14 protein-coding genes and 2 pseudogenes are annotated in these 17,779 nt (G+C 69.0%); 7 read left to right on the top strand and 9 right to left on the bottom strand.

Annotation, left to right across the window (positions count from 1 at the left end; genetic code table 11):
* Positions 1 to 198: a DUF397 domain-containing protein gene (locus ACFY9E_RS06430; protein ID WP_390979859.1), complete on the bottom strand. Its 198-nt coding sequence runs from the start codon at positions 196 to 198 to the stop codon at positions 1 to 3.
* Positions 195 to 1,064: a Scr1 family TA system antitoxin-like transcriptional regulator gene (locus ACFY9E_RS06425; RefSeq protein WP_390979857.1), complete on the bottom strand. Its 870-nt coding sequence runs from the start codon at positions 1,062 to 1,064 to the stop codon at positions 195 to 197. Before ACFY9E_RS06425 ends, ACFY9E_RS06430 begins: the two co-directional genes overlap by 4 nt.
* 144 nt (positions 1,065 to 1,208) lie before the next feature.
* Between ACFY9E_RS06425 and ACFY9E_RS06420 the strand changes: the two genes are divergently transcribed.
* Genes ACFY9E_RS06420 through ACFY9E_RS06400 form a run of 5 tightly spaced genes read left to right on the top strand, consistent with a single transcriptional unit; the run spans position 1,209 to position 10,143 of the window.
* Complete coding sequence (locus tag ACFY9E_RS06420; RefSeq protein ID WP_390979855.1) at positions 1,209 to 1,697, top strand: ATP-binding protein; 489 nt, start codon at positions 1,209 to 1,211, stop codon at positions 1,695 to 1,697.
* 31 nt (positions 1,698 to 1,728) lie between these two features.
* Entirely contained in the window at positions 1,729 to 3,339 is a 1,611-nt protein-coding gene (locus ACFY9E_RS06415; RefSeq protein ID WP_390979853.1) for a TIGR02677 family protein, read from the top strand.
* A complete protein-coding gene (locus ACFY9E_RS06410; RefSeq protein WP_390979851.1) occupies positions 3,336 to 4,589 on the top strand; it encodes a TIGR02678 family protein in 1,254 nt (417 codons plus the stop codon). The genes ACFY9E_RS06415 and ACFY9E_RS06410 overlap by 4 nt, the downstream gene beginning before the upstream one ends.
* An 8-nt stretch (positions 4,590 to 4,597) precedes the next feature.
* Complete coding sequence (locus ACFY9E_RS06405; protein WP_390979849.1) at positions 4,598 to 8,836, top strand: TIGR02680 family protein; 4,239 nt, start codon at positions 4,598 to 4,600, stop codon at positions 8,834 to 8,836.
* Positions 8,827 to 10,143: a TIGR02679 family protein gene (locus ACFY9E_RS06400; protein ID WP_390979848.1), complete on the top strand. Its 1,317-nt coding sequence runs from the start codon at positions 8,827 to 8,829 to the stop codon at positions 10,141 to 10,143. The genes ACFY9E_RS06405 and ACFY9E_RS06400 overlap by 10 nt, the downstream gene beginning before the upstream one ends.
* Positions 10,144 to 10,362: 219 nt before the next feature.
* Here ACFY9E_RS06400 and ACFY9E_RS06395 read toward each other — a convergent pair whose 3' ends face one another.
* Positions 10,363 to 11,277: a tyrosine-type recombinase/integrase gene (locus ACFY9E_RS06395; RefSeq protein ID WP_390979846.1), complete on the bottom strand. Its 915-nt coding sequence runs from the start codon at positions 11,275 to 11,277 to the stop codon at positions 10,363 to 10,365.
* Between the two features lie 777 nt (positions 11,278 to 12,054).
* On the opposite strand from ACFY9E_RS06395, the gene ACFY9E_RS06390 reads away from it, so the two are divergent.
* Complete coding sequence (locus tag ACFY9E_RS06390; protein ID WP_390979844.1) at positions 12,055 to 12,288, top strand: helix-turn-helix domain-containing protein; 234 nt, start codon at positions 12,055 to 12,057, stop codon at positions 12,286 to 12,288.
* Between the two features lie 158 nt (positions 12,289 to 12,446).
* Here the strand turns inward: ACFY9E_RS06390 and ACFY9E_RS06385 are convergent, their stop codons facing one another.
* The 6 genes and pseudogenes from ACFY9E_RS06385 to ACFY9E_RS06360 form a co-directional block, all read right to left on the bottom strand.
* Positions 12,447 to 13,247 carry a hypothetical protein gene (locus ACFY9E_RS06385; protein ID WP_390979842.1) on the bottom strand — a complete coding sequence of 267 codons (801 nt, stop codon included), beginning with the start codon at positions 13,245 to 13,247 and terminating at the stop codon, positions 12,447 to 12,449.
* A gap of 155 nt (positions 13,248 to 13,402) precedes the next feature.
* Entirely contained in the window at positions 13,403 to 14,059 is a 657-nt protein-coding gene (locus ACFY9E_RS06380) for a hypothetical protein (protein WP_390979839.1), read from the bottom strand.
* Positions 14,060 to 14,112: 53 nt separating this feature from the next.
* Entirely contained in the window at positions 14,113 to 14,676 is a 564-nt protein-coding gene (locus ACFY9E_RS06375; RefSeq protein ID WP_390980340.1) for a hypothetical protein, read from the bottom strand.
* Positions 14,677 to 14,758: 82 nt separating this feature from the next.
* Positions 14,759 to 15,019: pseudogene (locus ACFY9E_RS06370) on the bottom strand (PD-(D/E)XK nuclease family protein); the annotation flags it as partial.
* Positions 15,020 to 15,093: 74 nt separating this feature from the next.
* Positions 15,094 to 15,867, bottom strand: coding sequence for a hypothetical protein (locus ACFY9E_RS06365; protein ID WP_390979837.1), 774 nt, complete (start codon positions 15,865 to 15,867; stop codon positions 15,094 to 15,096).
* A gap of 83 nt (positions 15,868 to 15,950) precedes the next feature.
* A pseudogene (locus ACFY9E_RS06360) lies at positions 15,951 to 16,867 on the bottom strand (transposase); the annotation flags it as partial.
* Between the two features lie 138 nt (positions 16,868 to 17,005).
* Between ACFY9E_RS06360 and ACFY9E_RS06355 the strand changes: the two are divergent.
* Positions 17,006 to 17,701 carry a hypothetical protein gene (locus ACFY9E_RS06355; RefSeq protein WP_390979835.1) on the top strand — a complete coding sequence of 232 codons (696 nt, stop codon included), beginning with the start codon at positions 17,006 to 17,008 and terminating at the stop codon, positions 17,699 to 17,701.
* The last annotated feature ends 78 nt before the right edge of the window (positions 17,702 to 17,779 follow it).

Here is a 17,779-nt window from a genome sequence, read left to right as displayed (position 1 = left end):
TCAGGCCTCCCCGACGAAGCTGGCCCACGTCTCACGTGACACACGGATGACGGGTCCGGCCATGGCCTTGGAGTCCCGGATGTATATGACTCCCGTGTCGGCCGCGACCTCGACGCACTGGCCACCCTCGGCTCCGCTGTAGCTGCTCTTGAACCAAGGGAGGCCGGAGGCTACGGCTGAGGACTCAGAGCTTTTCATAGCGATCTCAGCAACCTTTCCACGAAGTCGAGCGACTCTCGCGATGGGAGAGCCTGCGATCGGATGATCCCATAGCGGGCGGCGGCGAGAGTCGTCTGCTCCGGCTCGGTTTGAAGGGCGCTGGTTCCTTGAACTTCGGTGTAGACGAACCTCATTCCGTCCTTTCGTGTGATCACCGTGAACGCGCCGTCTACCCCAGCGTTGTACTCGCGGTCTGTTGGCATGACTTGCAGCTCGACGTTCTGCTTTTGGCCGATCAGGAGCAGATGTTCCAACTGACCCCGATGTACGGCCTTGCCTCCCCAAGGGTGCCGCAGTGCCGCTTCTTCGAGTACGAAGCTCAGTAGAGGCGCGGGCCAGCGGCTGAAGATGTCCTGCCGGGCCAACCGGGCCGCCACACGCTGCTCGACGGTCTCCTGGTCCAGGACCGGGCGCCGCATGTCGAGTACCGCCCTCATGTAATCCTCGGTCTGCAGCAGACCGTTGAGAACGTGGGTGTCGTACGCGAGCAGCTCCAGAGCCTCCTTCTCCAGCGTCGCCATCCCCTGGAAGAACACCGGATACTGAGCCCGCTCCACCTGCTCCTTCCACACCGTCAGCAACCCGCCCGCGTCCAGGACCTCGTCCGCCAGCTCGATGGTCCTGGGCGAGGGGATCCGCCGCCCCTGCTCGTACGACGCGACTGTGGATGCCGAGTATCCGATCCGTCGTCCGAACTCCTCGCGCTCCAGGCCCGCCCGTACCCGCAGCGTCTTCATCGTCTGTCCGAACGCGATGACCACAGCCTGGCCGGATGTGTCCGCGGTCGCCTGTCCCGCGTCGTCTGCCACCACGGTCTCGGCCCCCTCGCGTGCAACCTCGGTCATCGCTACCGCCTCCCTGGCTCAACGCCGCATCGGCGGCCTCGTCACGCCGCGCGTCTCGTACCCGTACCGCCACAACGCGTACAACGAGTCGCGTCGGTGCGTCACAACTGGTCACGCTATGCGACCGAGGGCACCGTAGTCGGCATGACGAGCCAACTCCCCAGCCCCATCAGCGCATCCCAACCCACGTGTCCCGGTGACGACTTGAGCCGCACCTTCGAGATGCGTTTCACCTCCACCCCGCGGGGCGCCCGCCTCGCCCGCCGACTGGCCGCACATCGGTTGGACGCCTGGGGAATCCCGTACGGCACCGACCCACACGAGAAGATCGTGCTGGTCCTCGGTGAGCTGACCGCCAACGCGGTACAGCACGGCCACGTCCCCAGCCGGGACTTCCATCTGTTCCTGCACGTGAGCGAAACCGCCCGCACGGTCAGGATCGAGGTCACCGACACCCGTACCGAACGCACACCACCCGAACCGGACGCACTGCCCGCCCCCGGCCCAGAGGACACCAGCGGCCGAGGGTTGCTGCTGGTCGCGGGTCTCGCCACCCACTGGGGCTGGCACCTCCGGCCTGGAGGGCCGGGCAAGACGGTCTGGGCGGAGTGCGTGTTCGCAACTCCCATGTGAGCTCGGGACCGCGGTGGAAGAATGTGCCGAGATGACCTTCAGCGACTACACCCCGTTCGCCCACCTCACCGCCCCCAACGCCCCCCTCTACCGCCAGGTCATGCGGGCGTTCCTCGCCGCCAAGGAGCGGTTCGCGGTGCATCTGCGGCCGGAGGACGTGTACGCCGCCCTGGAAGCGGGGGACCGGCCCGCCGACCTCGAAGCGGTGACGCAGGCGCTCGACAAGCTCGTCGAGTGGGGCAATCTGCGGGCCGATCCGGACCACGCGCGGGTGACGGCGGTCGAGGACTTCTACCGCAGGCGGTTCATCTACCAGCTCACCCGGGCCGGTGAGGCCACCGAGGCGGCGCTGGGGACGTACGACGAGGTGCTGGGGCGGCGCGGCGAACTCCAGGCGGTCGCGCTGCACGACATCGTCACGCAGCTGCGGGCGCTCCTGGTGATCGCCGTGGAGGACGAGCCCGACCCGGCCAAGGCGTACGTCGCCCTGTCCGTTCTGACGGCGCGCTTCACCGACCTCGCCGACAACGCCCGCGCCTTCATGGGCTCGCTCCAGCGCACCATCGACCTGCACGACATCGAGGTCGAGGCGTTCCTCGCCTACAAGGACCGGCTGATCCAGTACCTGGAGCGCTTCATCCAGGACCTCATCACCCTCGGCGGGCGCATCGCCCTGCTGATCGGGGAGCTGGAGGAGCAAAAGCGTGTCGGTCCGCTGCTGCGGCTCGCCGCCGTCCGCGAGGCCGCCGACGCGGCTCCCGAGGACGCCGAGCGGGCGGAGGCGGTGGCATACGAGCGGTGGGCGGCCCGGTGGTCCGGGCTCGCCGAGTGGTTCGTGTCGGGCGAGGGACGGGAGTCGCAGGCCAGGCTGCTGCGCGGGCGGGCGCTCGGTTTGATCCCGCAACTCCTGGCCGTCGTACGGCAGCTCAACGAGCGGCGGGCCGGACGCTCGGACCGTTCGGCCGACTTCCGCACCCTGGCGCGCTGGTTCGCCCAGGCCCCGGACGACGAGGCGCGGCACCGGCTGTGGCGGGTGGCGTTCGGGCTGCACTCCTCCCGGCACCTCACCGTCGACGCCGACACCCTCGCCGAACGGGCGGCCGCCCCGGAGCCGGCTTCCACCCCGTGGAGCGAGGCGCGACCGCTGAAGATCAGCCCCCAGTTGCGCCGCACCGGCAGTTATGAACGGCGCGGCAGGCCGCGCCGGGTGGCCGACCGGGGAGAGGCGAAACGCCGGCTCGCCGAGATCGCCGCCCGGCAGACGGAGGAGACCAGGCGGGCGCGGGACCGTCTCGTGACGGGCGGCCCGGTGCGGCTGTCCCGGCTCGGCGGACTCGACCCGCATGCCTTCCAGTTGTTCCTGCGGCTGCTCGGCGACGCGCTCGCCACCTGGCGGCCGGGCACCATCACCACAGTCGCCACCAGCGGGGACGGTTCGATGGAGATCCGGCTGACCGCCCTCGACGACGGATCGACAGCCGAAGTGCGCACTTCCGACGGTGTGTTCAGCGGTCCCGACCACCTGATCGACATCGTCGACCTCACAGAGGGGCACGGCGACCGCGCCGCACCGGCATCGGGACCCGTTCCCCTGCCCGCCCCGCGACGGGACGCCGCTCCCCAGCTCACGGAGGACCGATGAGCGGCCCCCTCGCCGAGGTCCTCGAGGGCCAGCGGCAGGCCGACCTCCAGAAGGCCGCACGCGCCCTGCTGAAGGAGCCGCTGCTCACCGCCGACGGACCGTACGCCGACGAGTTCAAGCTGGTGCGCCGTCATACCGCCGAGCTGCGGGAGTGGTTCGAACGGAACGTCGGCTGGACGCTGCGCGCGGACGCCGACGCCGCACGGCTGCGCAAGACGCCGGGCACTCTCACCGACGCCACACACCCGGCGCGCGAGGCCGCCCGCAGCGCCCTGCCCTTCACCCGCCGCCGCTACGTCCTGCTCTGCCTGGCCCTGGCCGCCCTGGAACGGGGCGAGTCGCAGGTGGCGCTCGGCCGCCTCGCCGAGCAGGTCGTCCTGGCCGCCGCCGATCCCGAACTCGTCGCCGCCGGGATCACGTTCACTCTGGAGCGGCGCGACGAGCGCCTCGACCTCGCGGCCGTCGTCCGCCTGCTGCTGCGGCTCGGGGTGCTGCGGCGGGTCGCCGGCGACGAAGACGCCTACGTCAGCGGATCGGGCGACGTGCTGTACGACGTGCGGCGGCGCGTGCTGGCGGGGATGCCCGCGTCCCTGCGGGGTCCCTCCATGGTCGAGGCCGCGGGCTTCGAGGAGCGCCTGGTGGAGATGACCGCGTGGACCGTGCTCGACAGCGACGAGCTCAGGTTCCGGGCGGTCCGCTGGAAACTGACCCGCATCCTCCTGGACGACCCGGTGCTGTACTACGACGACCTGACCGACGACGAACTGGCCTACCTCACCCGGCAGCGCGGCTTCATCACCGCCCGCATCAACGAACTGACGGGACTCGTCCCGGAGATCCGGGCCGAGGGCATCGCCATGGTCGACCCGATGGACGACCTCACGGACGCGCGCATGCCGGAACAGGGCACCCACGGTCACATCACCCTGCTGCTGGCGGGGCACCTGGCCCAGGCGGCCGGGCCCGTGGAATCGGCGGAACTGGCGGCCCGCGTACGGGAACTGGCCGTGGAGCACGGCGGATTCTGGTCCAAGTCGGCGAGGGAACCGGGCGCGGAGCCCGAACTCGTCGAGCAGGCGCTGACCAGGCTGGTGGCACTGGGACTCGCCGAGCGCACCGAACGGGGCGTCGTACCGCGGCCGGCCCTGGCCCGGTACGCGGTCGGCGAGCCCGTCGTCAGGGAACCCGGACGGGCCCGCCGGCCCGACATGACCGTGCAGCCCGTGCAGCCCGTGCAGGACGAAAGGTGAACCGCCCCGTGACCGCGCTCCCCGGCCCGGAGTTGCCCGGCCCCGCGCTCCCCGCTCCCGCGCCCGGCCGGTGGCGACCCCTGCGCATCGGACTCGTCGATCTCTTCCACTACGACGTCGAGGAGTTCTGGTTCCGCGACGGCCGCTTGCTGCTGCGCGGCAACAACGGCACCGGCAAGTCGAAGGTGCTCGCCCTCACCCTGCCGTTCCTCCTGGACGGCGACCTCTCCGCCCGCCGCGTCGAACCCGACGGCGACCCCGGCAAGCGCATGGAGTGGAACCTGCTCCTGGGCGGCGCGCACCCGCATCCCGAACGGCTCGGCTACACCTGGATCGAGTTCGGGCGGCTCGACAGCACCACAGGGGAGGCGCTCTTCCGCACGCTGCTGTGCGGACTGAAGGCGGTCGCCGGACGGGGCATCGCCCGGCACTGGTTCGCGGTCACCGACCAGCGGATCGGTGCCGGTCTCGACCTGCTGGACGCGACCGGGACGGCACTGTCCCGCGATCGGCTCGCCGAGGCCGTCGGCGGCCACGGCATGGTGTATGACACGGCGAAGGCCTACCGCAGGGCGGTCGACGAAGCCCTCTTCGGGCTGGGGGAGCGGCGCTACGGCGCTCTCGTCGACCTCCTGATCCAGCTGCGCCAGCCCCAGCTGTCCAAGCGCCCCAGCCAGGCCGCCCTCTCCCGGGCACTGACCGAGGCGCTGCCGCCGATGGACCAGGCGGTCGTCGCCGACGCCGCGGAGGCGTTCCGGTCGCTGGACGAGGAGAAGGAGGAACTGAGGGCGGCCCGCGAGGCCGAACAGGCGTCCTCCGGGTTCCTCGACCACTACCGCCGCTACGCCCGCCTCGCCTCCCGGCGCCGCGCCCGCCTGCCCCGCCGCGAACACGCCCGCTATGAGAACCTGCAACGGGAACTCGCCAGGGCACAGGCGGAGAGGGAGCGGGCCGTGGCGGACCGCGATGAGGCCGGGGAGAGGGGCGCCGCCCTCGACGAGCGGGCCGCGCGGCTGGCCGCTCAGGACGCCACGCTGCGGTCCCGGCCCGAGATGCGCGATGCCCGCGCGCTCGACCGGGCGGCGGACGACGCCTCCCGCACAGCCGCAGAACTGAAGCGGGCCGAGGCGGACAGGCGTACGGCGGCCGAGGCGCACACCCGGGCCCTGGGCCGGCTCGCCACCGCGGACAACCGGCTCAAAGCAGCCCGGGATGCGTTGGACGGTATCCGGGACCGGGTGTCCGAGAGCGCCGCGGCCGCACGGCTCGACATCCCCAGGACAGAGGGAGCCCCCGACCCGGTGCTGCGCCGCGAGGCGGACGAGGCGACCGCGAGCAGGCGGCGCGCCGTAGAGCACGTGGCGGACCTCGCCACGCGGGCCGAGCAGGCCGAGGAGCGGCATCGTGCCGCCCGGCTGCGCGCCGACGAGGCCGACGAGGAGGTCGTGCACGCCGAGGAGCGGCTGGCCGAGGCGGAGGAGGACGTCGCCCGGGCGGGGCGGGCGCTGGTCACGGCCGTGCGGGAGCGCCTCTCCGGATACGTGGAGCTGCGGGTGCCCGGGCTGCCCGGGGTCCTGGACGCCGTACAGGACTGGGCGAGATCTCTGGACGGCCCGATGCCGGCCCGTACGGCGGCGGGCGAGGCGCATCGCGCCGCCGCCTCTCGCCTGGCCGACCGGGCGGCCGGACTGGCCCACCGTGAGGCGGCGACGGCGCAGCGGCAGCGGCTGGCCGTTGAGGAACTGACCGCCCTCGAAACGGGTGGGGAGCGCGGTCCCGCGGCTCCCGCGACGCGCACACCCGGCGTGCGGGACCGAGGCCTTGGCGCTCCGCTGTGGCGGCTCGTCGACTTCCGCCCGCACCTCGCGGAGGCCGACCGTGCGGGACTGGAAGCCGCGCTGGAGGCGTCGGGGCTTCTCGACGCCTGGGTGCGGCCGGACGGCTCCTCGGTGGCGGCGGACGGCCATGACGTACTGCTCGATCCGGTCGGACTGCTCGGCGGGACAGGCCTCGACCGCGCGCTGTGCCCGGCGGTCGACCCCGCGGACGCGGGGGCCGCAGCCGTGGGGGAGGAGACGGTCGCGCGTCTGCTCGCCTCGATCGGGCTGGCCGCGGTCGGCGATGAGGGGCCTGGCGAGGCCTCCGGGGAAGCCGGGGGCCACGACACCTGGGTCTGCGCGGACGGGCGCTTCCGCGTCGGGGCCCTCACCGGAAGCTGGGCCAAGGACAGCGCCCAATACGTGGGGGAAGGAGCGCGGGAACAGGCACGCCGCCTCCGCATCCGGGAACTGCGCGGCGAGATCGACGGCCTGACGACGGAGCGGGAACGACTGGCCGAGGAGTCCCGCGCCGTGGCCGAGAGCCGTGCCGTACTGGACGCTGAATTCGCCGCACTGCCCGGCGACGACGACCTGCGGCACGCCCACGCACGCGTCACCACCGCGGCCGACGCGGTCCGTCGCGCCCGCGCCCGGCGGGACGAACGGGCCGCGGAACTGGCTCCGGCGGCGGAGCGGGCCGACCGTACGGCGGCCGAACTCGCCGACACCGCAGCGGCCCTGAACCTCCCCGCCGACCCCACGGCGCTGGGCTCCGTGCGCCAGGCACTCGCCGACCACACCGCCCTCCTGGCAGCCCTGTGGCCCGCACTGCGCGAACGCGCGGAATCCGAGCGCGCCGTGACCGGCGAGCAGGAGGAAACCCACCGGGCCGAACTCCTCGTGTCCGAACTCGCGGAGCGCGCAACGGAGGCGGCTCGGGTGGCCGCGGCGGCGGACGAACACCTCATGACGCTTCGCTCCACCGTCGGAGCGGCCGTCGCCGAGCTGCAGAGGCAATTGGAGGAGACCGCCGAGGCGGCCCGGGTCTGCGAGCACGAGCAGAGGCAGGCCCGGGCGGAGCACGGTGACGCCGACCGGCGGGCCAGCCGCGCCGAGGGACGCATCGAGCGGCTCGCCGAAGACGTCACCGAGGCGACCGCCGCGCGGGAGGAAGCCGTCGCGGCGCTCCAGCGGTTCGCCGCGACGGGGCTGCTCGCCGTCGCGCTGCCCGACATCGACGTACCGGACGACGGCACAGGCACGTGGGCGGCGACTCCCGCCGTCGCCCTCGCGCGGGCCGTGGAGTCCCGGCTCTCCTCGATCGACGACACCGACGCGGCCTGGGAGCGCGTGCAGAAGCGGCTGAGCGAGGAGTTCGGCAGGCTCCAGGACGCGCTGTCGCGGCACGGCCACACCGCCACCGCCCGCCCCAGCGAGGACGGCATGCGGGTCGACATCGTCTACCAGGGCCGGGAACGGGCCGTGCCCGAACTCGCCGAGGCACTCGCCGTGGAGGTCGCGGAACTGACCCGCATCCTGTCCGCACGCGAGCGCGAGATCCTCCAGACCCATCTGATCACCGAGGTCGCCGGGACGCTCCAGGAACTGATCGGGGCTGCCGAACGGCAGGTGGCCGCGATGAACAGGGAGCTGGAGGAGCGCCCGACGTCCACGGGCATGAAGCTGAGGCTGGTGTGGAGAGCGTCCCGCCAGGCCCCGCAGGGACTGGCCCAAGCCCGCGAACGGCTGCGTCAGTCCGCTGACGCGTGGTCGCCCGAGGACCGGGCCGCGGTCGGCGCGTTCCTCCAGGAACAGATCACCCACCGGCAGGCCGACGACAACGCGGGCAGCTGGCTGGAGGACCTCACCGCCGCCCTCGACTACCGGTCCTGGCACGAGTTCGGCGTGGAACGCCACCAACACGGCAAGTGGGTGCCGGCCACCGGACCCGCCTCGGGCGGGGAGCGGGTACTGGCCGCCTCCGTGCCCCTGTTCGCCGCAGCGTCCTCGCACTACGCGAGCGCGGGCGGTGCGCACGCCCCACGCCTGGTCACCCTGGACGAGGCGTTCGCCGGCGTCGACGACGACTCGCGCGCCAAGTGCCTCGGTCTGCTCCGCGCCTTCGACCTCGACGTCGTCATGACCAGCGAACGCGAGTGGGCCTGCTATCTCCAGGTGCCGGGCATCGCCATCGCCCAGCTCTCCCGCGTCGACGACATCGACGCCGTACTGGTGACGCGGTGGGAATGGGACGGCAGCGAACGGCGGCGCGGCACGGAGCCCGGCGCCCGGGCGGACGCGTTCGCGGCGGCTGCCGGTGTTGGCGACTCCGGCGAGGGGGCCGACGGACCGGTGAATCCTTCCGGTGAGCCGAGGTGGACCGCCGTCGTCGACAGCTCCGGCGGACAGGGGGCCCTGTGGACGTGACCCCTTCGGCGACCCCGTCTGACCGCGATGGAGGCCGGACGGCGGCCGGACGCACGACACCGGTAGGAGCCCGGGCCGACGTCGATACCGAGCGCCTCGGACGCCTGCTCGGCGATCCCGGCCTTGCCTGGTTCGTGGACCGCGTGCGGCAGCGCATGGCACGCGGTCGGCCGCTCACCGGTTCCGTCACACTGTCCGACCCCGATGAACCCCAACGACGCGCTGTCGAACGCCTGCTGGGACGGGCGCCACGATCCAGCGGCTCCTTGAGCATTCGCCTCGCCACCGTGGACGAGATCCTGCGTCGCTCCGGTGTCAGCCCCGACGGACTGGCGGCGGCCGTCGTCGCCCTCACCGGACCGGTCGTACCCCACGCCGAGACACGGAGAAGGGAGGAACAGGCCTGGGAGGAGGCATGCGCCCCGCTCGACATCCTCGGCGGGGAGCTGGCCCGCTGGGCCGCGCGGATCCGCGGTGACGGTCTCGTACGGCGCCTCGCTCGTACACCGGAGGCCGCGGGCCCCCTGGTGGAGGCCGCCGTGCGCGCGTTGCGTGCGCTGCCCGCGTCACCCCCGACCTCGCGGGCCGCGTTCGCGGCACGGAACCTTTCGGGCGCCCATGCCCTGGACGAGAGGACGCCGCTCGCCACTCTCGTCCTGTCCGGCATCCGTTGTCTCACCGGCTTCCCCGACGGCTCCGGTGCGCAGTGGCGGCGGGAGGCGTGGGCGTCGGCGGGCCTGCTCAGGGACGATTTGTCGTCGACCGTCCTCACCCTCAACCTGCGCGGTACGCCGGCCCTCGACTGGATGGCCGGCGCGGGGGAGCCGGCGGTGCTGACACTCCGCTCCCTCACCGGTCGCCCCCCGGTTGCCTTCGTTCCGACGACGGGAACTGTGCACATCTGCGAGAACCCGGCCGTGCTGTCCGCGGCTGCCGGCACTTTCGGCCCGGACTGCCCGCCCATGGTGTGCCTCCAGGGCCATCCGTCGGCCGCCGCGCTCACCTTGCTGCGCGACCTGTCCATGCGGGGAGCCCGCCTTCTCTACCACGGCGACTTCGACTGGGGCGGTGTGCGCATCGCCACAGCGCTGTCGCGAAGTGTCCCTTGGCGGCCGTGGCGCTACACGGCCGCCGATTACCGAGCAGCAGTGACCGCAGCGGCCGAGTCCCCGAACCTGACGGGCCCACCCGCTGCAACTCCCTGGGACCCTGCCCTGGCCGCCGCACTCGCCGAATGCGGTGTCCGGGTCGAGGAGGAAACGGTGCTGGACGACTTGCTCATGGACCTTGGAACGGGGTCCCGCTGAGGTGTATCTCGACAGTGCGGCAGGCGCGCCCTAGAAAGTCCCAGAGGCGCCTGCACACCCTCCCGTCTTACATTCCTGCAGTTCAGAAGGGGCGCGGCGGCGTTGGATCGGTGAGGGTCAGATGTCCCGGAACTCATAGACAAAGCTTCTGACCTGGGTAAATGACCCCTCTCGAAGATCATCTTGCACGGTTGTTGCACAAGCCGAACGGAGCAGGAGTCACGCGGCCCTGGTGTAGGCGCTCCGGACCGCGATGCGGACCTTGGAACCGGCTCCCACGACCCGGTGCACGTATTTACGCAGGGTAAACGCGGGATCGGCGTGTCCGAGGCGGTCCGCGAGCGTGTACACGTCTACCCCGCCGTTGATCATCATCGACGCGTACAGGTGTCGGAGCGCGTGCATCATCACGTCGCGGGACTTCTCCCAGCGTCGTCCCTTCGCGTCGGGCTCAAGGGGCTTGATGAGGCCGGCCGACGCCAGGGCGGGCTTCCAGCGGTAGGAGTTGAACCAATTCGACTGAATGGCGGTCTTCTCTCGGGTGTAGAAGATCAGCCGCACCGTGACCGGGTCGCCGCCTTTACTGCCCCACGGTCGGGTCACCTCGACCGGCGGGTACTTCTCCATGTGCTCGCGCAGGGGGATGGCCACGTCGTCGGTCAGCTCGACCCACCGGTCCTTCGGGTCCTCGTCGTCTCCGCCCTTGGGGAGGGCGTATACGAGAAACGAGCCGTCGTGGACTACTTGCCGTTGCACGTGCACCATGGCGCCGTCTGGATGTGCCCAGTCGATATCTTCTGGTGACAGGCCGAATATCTCTCCTTGCCGTAGACCCAGGCCGCGACCACAGTCAACAAGTGCTTTGTAGCGGTCGGGAAGTTCGGCACGGATCTTCTCGGTGCCCTCCCACGTTAGGGTCAGCTCTGCCCGGCCGCCCCCTCCTCGCTTCGGCTTGGCGTCCTGCACCGATTTGGCGAGGCACGGATTTTTGTGTATCAGGCTGTCGTCCACGGCCAGGTCAAAGACAGCCCGAAGATTGTCGAAGACCAGGCGCAGCGTGGAACTTTCGAGCAGCCTGCGACGGTCATGCAGCCAGTCCAGCAAAGACGAGGCGTTCACGTCCTTTACGCGCATCTTCCCGACTGCGGTAGGAACGACGTGCAGGAAAATTCGCTCCTTATGGCGTCGGTAAGTTCGTGGATTCTTGTGTTCGTGCCCCTGAGCCACCTAAGAGCGAGTTCACCGACCCTGACCTCTCCGGCGCGAGGGTTGATATATGAACCGTCGTCCACTCCGGACCGCATCTTGGTCTCATGCCTGCGGGCTTCGGCCTCGGTGCGGAACAGCTCCGTCTGCTGGACATCTTCCCGGTTGCGCCATCGAGCCTGCCACCGCTTCCCCGTCCCGTGATCCCGCGTCGGAACTTTGCCGTGTTCCTTGCAGGTCGACTCCCCGTCTTTCGGGCGCGACTGATGCCAGCGGTCGTACGGCATCGACTCAACTCCTAGTTTCCAACGACCCTTTGAGTCTATTTGTGGGATCTTTTGAATCAGGGTCAGCGTCGACGGCGAGACTGTCTGCCCGTTCATCGCGCCCTGTGTGAATTGGATGTTGATCCAGGAGAGCTGAAGATGTCAAATGCATTCTTGGGGTCTTCGCGACAAAGGGCGCAGAGTGGTAGAGAAGATTTCACCTAGACGAATGCTCGCTGAGGGTTCGACGAGGGCTCGACGAACCCTCAGCGAAGATTCGCATGTGTCCTTCGAGAGTTCGCAAGAGTCGTAGGAATTTCGTCGAAAGGCCCTCTGTTTGGTCCGGCCGGAATTCAATGTAAACGTTCCGCCCACGACCACGGCGGGGTACCGCTCACGTGGTTCTTTCCTGCCCGCTTCGAACCGTTTTGGAGTGCCCATGCGTCGAACCACTGCCCGTGCGGAAGAAGCCGCCAGTGGCGCGGGGGACCGTCGTCCCTTGATGAGCGCGGAGGAGCTGGCCGACTTCCTGGGTGTACCTCTGAATACGGTCTACATATGGAATCACCGACACCAGGGGCCGCGAGCCCACAAGGTCGGCCGCTATTTGCGCTACCGCTGGCCGGAGGTAGAGGCATGGCTGGAAGCTCAAGCGGTGAATCGCGCGACCTGATCGGCCATGATTGGCTGGTGCCCTTGTCCTTGGTCGGGCGACAGAACCCGGCGTACAGCCCGACTCGCCTGACGCCACCAGCGGCTTTGCCTTGGATAGGGCCTCCGACGCAGGTCGGAGGCCCTGTCTAGTGATGCGCCATCCGAAACGGCACGGCTCTACGCCCGGTCGCGCCCGAGAGTCGTCTCGCTGAGCCCCAGGGCCATGCTGCCCATGAGCTGACGAGCGAAGTCCTCCAGAATCGAGGGGTTGGTGGCTAGGAACTCCATGACCCGCTCAGTTCGCTGCTCAGTCGAAAGCTCTTTCAGTTCCTGCTGCCATGCCAGGGTGGCAGCACCGCCATCCTCGACCTCGGCATTCACGATGAGGCTCCAGAGTGCCTGCTGGGCGTCCTCACGAGCGAGCCAAGTCATGAACATCCGCTGAAACTGCTCGCTCGTCACAGTGACCTTCGGGTCGCTGGGCGCGGTGGCCAGATCTTGGGAAGGCGCGTCAGCCTCGACCCCCGGGACGGCAACGGGAGGTGCCGTCGTGGCCCCGGCTCGCAAGGCCTTCTTCTGGGCTCTGCGGGCCTGCTGCTTCAGCACCAAGGCTTCGCCCTTGGCAACGAGGACCGGCACGGCCTGGGTATGCCACCAGTGGGCAACACGAGGTTTTGCGATTTCTACGAGATCACCGATGATCTGGTTCGCGATGACAGCCACGGCCTGTTGGCCGGGGGTGAGCTGAGGACGCTGATTCTCCACGTACTCGGTGACGTAGACGATCTCGGGTTTGTCTGTGGAACCTGACTCCTTTTCGGCCTTCAGGCGGATCTCGACGTGCTCCGGCCCCTTGCCACTCGTCTTGGGAGTGAACCCACGACTCCAGCCTTCGCTCTTCCGCGAGTCGGCGAGGCGCTCGCCCTTGGGGATACGAACAACTGCGTCGACCTCGTCGTACTCCTGGTCCTCGGCCATGCGTCCTCGTCAGTGCTCAGGTCCTCCTCGGCGCTCGGTCGACGAGGAAGTCGCGGTAGTAGAACCTCACTCCTGACCGTAGCTGCAGCGTCCGACGATTTGGCAGGTTCGGTGAGCATCGCATCAGCCGCCACAGAGCCGCAGGTCCAAGGTTGTCACCAGTCCCCTTGCCGGATCCGCTCGTCGGACACGATCCCGTAGACGTACCGCCCAGAACGTTCGGAGCATCGTGGAATCTCCGACGGCCCCGCGATCGGCCATGCCTCCAGCGCTGACCTGATCTCGTGCCACTGCACGTTGCGCCGGCTCTCGACGATGACCAGGGTGTAGTGGTTGGTCCGGTAGGTGAAGGGCTTGCCGGTCTTCGTGTAGAAGACCTCGCCCTGGTGCTCCTCGATCCGAGGCCTCGCCGTCTCCATGTTGGGACCGACCGGCACCGGCTCGGGCGGAGGTGGCGGCGGCACTGGATGCCCTGCCCACCGGAGCCGTTCCTCGGGCGTTGGCTCTCGGCTACTTCGATGCCAGGATGCGCTCCCCGGCACGGTGGTCGAGGTGACTGCCAGCTCTGTTCCGTCCGGCAGCACCCCACGGCCAGGCTCTCGGTAGGGCTCCGCTATCTTGATGTCACGCCGCTCATAGCCGAGCCTGCTGGCAACTGACTCCAGGGTCCCCATCTGAATGTTCCCGACGTACGACCACTGGTCCTCGCTCGCATCGTCCGAGAACTCCACGACGCCGACCAGGTAGACCCCGTTCTCGTTCGGGTCGCCAAAGAGCTGCCGCAAGCGGTCGGGTCCAAGGTCACCCATCATCTATCCGTCCACCCCTGCATCGCCGCTGTCAGATTCTCCGTCGATCAATGCGATCACAGTCTCCCTTGCGGCTGAGTCGCGTGCTGTGCCATCCGGGACCCGATCACAGCCACCCTGCTGAGCACCTCGGTGGCTTCCTTGAGTGTGGTTGAGGGCGGCAGCACGAAGCGCGCGCCGAACTCGACTTCACCGCTGAGCTTGGCCTGCTTCTCGCCGTAGCCAGCGCCGAGGAACGCTGGAGCGCCGAGCGCCTTGAGTCTAGCCACGCCATCCTTCTCCCACTGCAAGGTCTTGCGCGGCGGATGGGGTCTCCACGAAATCCAGTCCTCTTGGGCGAGGTATTCCTGCCAGAGCAGCGCCAGGTGATCCCAGTCGAAGGCCTTGGAGGAGGTGACTCGCTGCTGCACGAGGAAGAAGCGGAAGTCGACCCCGCGAAGCCCGCTGCTGTCGACGAGCTTGCCAACCTCCTGAGTCGGCAAGCTCTCGGTGGCGTCCCAACGGACGGTGTAGCCGCTGCCCGGAATCGGGGCGTCCACGATCGCGACGTACAGGCCACCGGAGCCGATCTCCCGGATGGCCTTCGATGAGCCGCCGGGCAAGGCGACGTTGTCGTACATATAGGCAGCACGAAGCCGGAGGGCGAGGTACAGGTCGATACCGTCGATCTGATTCCAGATTGTGTGGGAGACGGATGCGCTGAAGCGAGACCGCCACGAACCGGCAGTCGTCTCGGTCCTCCTCGGCGACGTATTTGTAGTACCGCTCCAGCTGTTCGATTCCGAGGCCGGCAAGCAGCTTCACTTCGACGACAGCGACAACCTGACCGTTCGCCTCCACCACCAGGTCGGGGCGATCCGATGCCTTCCGGCCCCGCGACTTCGAGACCTCCCGACGGATCTGGAGCGGGCCAACAGCGTCGATGCCGAGGACGGAGCGGGTGATCGCCTGGTCGGCATTCATGAGGGTGGCGAGCAGATCGCTCCACGCGTTCTCGCTGTTGATCGAGAGCAGGAAGCGAAGGTCCGGAAGACCGCTCACTCGCTGCCCTCTCCCAGCTCCGTGTCGATGTTGAGCACGCGGATCCTGGACTGCGACTGCGCGAGGAGCACCGCAGCGTTCTCGGCAAGGCGACGGGCGGACTTGAGCCGCAGGTCCAGCTCGACATCGTCACCCCAGCGGACTGACGTTGCGATGGCGAATGCGATCGAACCACCGGACTCCAAGTGGCCGACGATCTCCTTGTGGATGCGGCGGCTGGTGCGCTGACTAGAGCGATCCGTCTTGGCGTTGCGGTAGTTGCTGGCTCGCCTGGCCAGCTCCACGGACTCCCCGATGTAGAGCACGCGGATGCCGTCGTCGCCTACACCGAAATCGTAGCGGTAGAGTCCTGGCGCTCGCGGGAGTCCGGGAAACCTCGGCAGGCCGGCTTCGTCCAGCGTGATCGGGCCGGCGCTCAGCCACGAGAACGCAACGCGGACGTCGAGTGCCTCCAGTTCCTTGAGCTGGGACTCGTCGAAAGGCCCACGACGAGACGCGCCGGTCAGCCGCGGGATTGAGCCGCTCTCGGTGGCCGAGGATCCGGCACCTATCAAGAACCCGAGGTTCTGCAGCCACCGCCGAGAGGCATGCGACTGAAACCGGCTGCGTTTGGCACCTGTCGCAAGGGAGATGACCTGCTTGACCGGCCAATGCACGCCATCTACTTCGACCCAGTACTCGCGGATCTCCTCGGGCACGTGACCGGCGAGACGCCTACGAACAAGGGTGGGCGTCAGCTTGAAGGATTCGCCATCGAGGGTGAACTGCATGGAACGGAGGTTAGTCTCAATCGTTCATGAGTTCTCATCAGTTTGCTGACACGGACGCTGTGCGTGTGGGGTGCGGCTTTCCGGGGGCGAGGCCGCTCCTCCCGGACGACCAGCCGCATCCCTCTGGGCCAGGTGCCCAGGTCGGGCACATCGGTGATCTCCGCGGCCCAGGCGCCGGGCCGTTCGGTGCCGCTGGGGTATTAGGGCTGGCGTCCACGCCTTCTTAGGGATCTTCAGTACGGCCTGGTGGATGGCGTCGGTGATGGTCATTCCGACGGAATACGACAGCCACTGCCCATCAGGCGTGGATGCTGCCGCCGGAGTCGGTGCGGATCAGTGTCTGCCGTCCCAGCCGCAGAGCCTTGAGGAGTTGTGCCAGGGCGAGTCGGGCGGTTTCGATGTGGTCCGCGGCAGCGTTGGAGCCTGCGTTGCCGGGCCGCAGCAGGGCGGCCACCGGCTCCCCGGTCACCCGGCCTGGCCGTGGTCGACGAACGCGACGAGGGGGTGGTGGCCGAAGGTCTTCTTCCGGGTCGCGGTGGCGTCCTGTTTCTCGGAGTGCGCGAGGGTTAGCACTCCGCCGATGTCCACGATCACCTGGCCGTCGGTGGCCGGACTGTTCGCACCGGCCAGCTCCCAGACCCGCCCCGTGCTCGGGAACGTGCGTCCCGAATCGCCGCGTGGGCTTTCGGGCCGGCTGCGGCGAGTCTGTCGATGACACGGAAGACTGTGGGATCGGAGGCCACCGGGCCGAACATTCGGCTCGGCCTGCAGCATGCCGATGTCGGCCAGACAGCCCCCAGCCGAGTGCGACGGCCAAGGCCACATCCAGCAGGATCTTCCCCGGATTGTGCACGGCCCGCGGCTTGCGCCACGGCGTGAGTGCCACCGATATCGCGGTGTTAAGAACGGACTTGCGGACCATCTCGGCCAGCAGCACCGACCCGGCCTGTGAGTGGAGCGTTGTGCCATTGTCGAAGGCGAGCTCGGTGATGGCCACCAAAGTAGAGAAGCCGTATTCTTGCTGTTCAGAAGCACGTCTCGCCTACGTGACCACCCGTCGGACAGCTCGCTTCATGAAAGCGCGAGGTTAGCGGTCAAACTGTGGGTCGGCGCATAACTGACCAGCAACGGAGACGCCGTGACGGACCTCCCCACAGACGGCCAGCCCATCGATGCCGTGCCGACGGAGTACAGCGGCACCACCTTCCGTTCCCGGCTCGAAGCCGACTGGGCCCGCACCCTCGACACCCAACGCATCCTCTGGCAGTACGAGCCCGAGCGAGTCATCCTGCCGTCAGGGGCGCATTATCTGCCGGACTTCTGGCTGCCCGAGATCGGGACATGGCTTGAGGTCAAGGGACCAGCCACGCCCCGTAAGGAAAAGGCCGTCGAGCTGGGCAAGACGCGCGCCTGCCGCTGCGACGGCCTCTGCGCCTGTGCGTGGCCCGGTGGCGAGATGGTCCTCCTTGGCTGGGTCGCGGAACGCACGCACGGCGACATCAACGTGGCACGTAGCCGGTCGGGCTATGCCAGTTGGGCCGCCGCTCACGGGCCCAGCGCGTACTTCGTGTTGTGCCCCTGGTGCGGGCTCAGACAGTGGATCACCCTGCGGCCTCCGTGGAAGTGCCGCGCCTGTTGCCGCAGTCTGGAAAGCGAGGAGCTGTTCCAGCCCCACGACCGTGTGCTGCCTTTCGGGAGCGGCTCGGGGTGGTCGCCTGCGGACATGGTGGCCATCCGCAGGGAGATCGCCGAACAGATAGCTGGGCAGAGGCCGCCGACTCGGAGGACGCTTTCTGGGAGGCCTCGTACGAAGAGTGAGGGCGCGGGCGCGTAGTGCTCGCCCACTCGCGGGTGAAGGTCCACCCTCGGTCGGCACCGACTGGGCACCGTGCGACTGCCGCAAGGCGGCGGC

The organism is Streptomyces sp. NPDC012466, assembly GCF_042955215.1.
GTDB lineage: Bacteria > Actinomycetota > Actinomycetes > Streptomycetales > Streptomycetaceae > Streptomyces.
Note: the sequence above shows the minus strand (reverse complement) of the source record. Positions and strands in the feature narration are given on the sequence as shown.

Coding starts and splice junctions, on each gene's coding strand:
- ACFY9E_RS06430 (WP_390979859.1), bottom strand. CDS start 198: ATGAAAAGCTCTGAGTCCTCAGCCGTAGCCTCCGGCCTCCCTTGGTTC.
- ACFY9E_RS06425 (WP_390979857.1), bottom strand. CDS start 1,064: ATGACCGAGGTTGCACGCGAGGGGGCCGAGACCGTGGTGGCAGACGAC.
- ACFY9E_RS06420 (WP_390979855.1), top strand. CDS start 1,209: ATGACGAGCCAACTCCCCAGCCCCATCAGCGCATCCCAACCCACGTGT.
- ACFY9E_RS06415 (WP_390979853.1), top strand. CDS start 1,729: ATGACCTTCAGCGACTACACCCCGTTCGCCCACCTCACCGCCCCCAAC.
- ACFY9E_RS06410 (WP_390979851.1), top strand. CDS start 3,336: ATGAGCGGCCCCCTCGCCGAGGTCCTCGAGGGCCAGCGGCAGGCCGAC.
- ACFY9E_RS06395 (WP_390979846.1), bottom strand. CDS start 11,277: ATGCGCGTAAAGGACGTGAACGCCTCGTCTTTGCTGGACTGGCTGCAT.
- ACFY9E_RS06390 (WP_390979844.1), top strand. CDS start 12,055: ATGCGTCGAACCACTGCCCGTGCGGAAGAAGCCGCCAGTGGCGCGGGG.
- ACFY9E_RS06385 (WP_390979842.1), bottom strand. CDS start 13,247: ATGGCCGAGGACCAGGAGTACGACGAGGTCGACGCAGTTGTTCGTATC.
- ACFY9E_RS06380 (WP_390979839.1), bottom strand. CDS start 14,059: ATGATGGGTGACCTTGGACCCGACCGCTTGCGGCAGCTCTTTGGCGAC.
- ACFY9E_RS06375 (WP_390980340.1), bottom strand. CDS start 14,676: ATGTACGACAACGTCGCCTTGCCCGGCGGCTCATCGAAGGCCATCCGG.
- ACFY9E_RS06365 (WP_390979837.1), bottom strand. CDS start 15,867: ATGCAGTTCACCCTCGATGGCGAATCCTTCAAGCTGACGCCCACCCTT.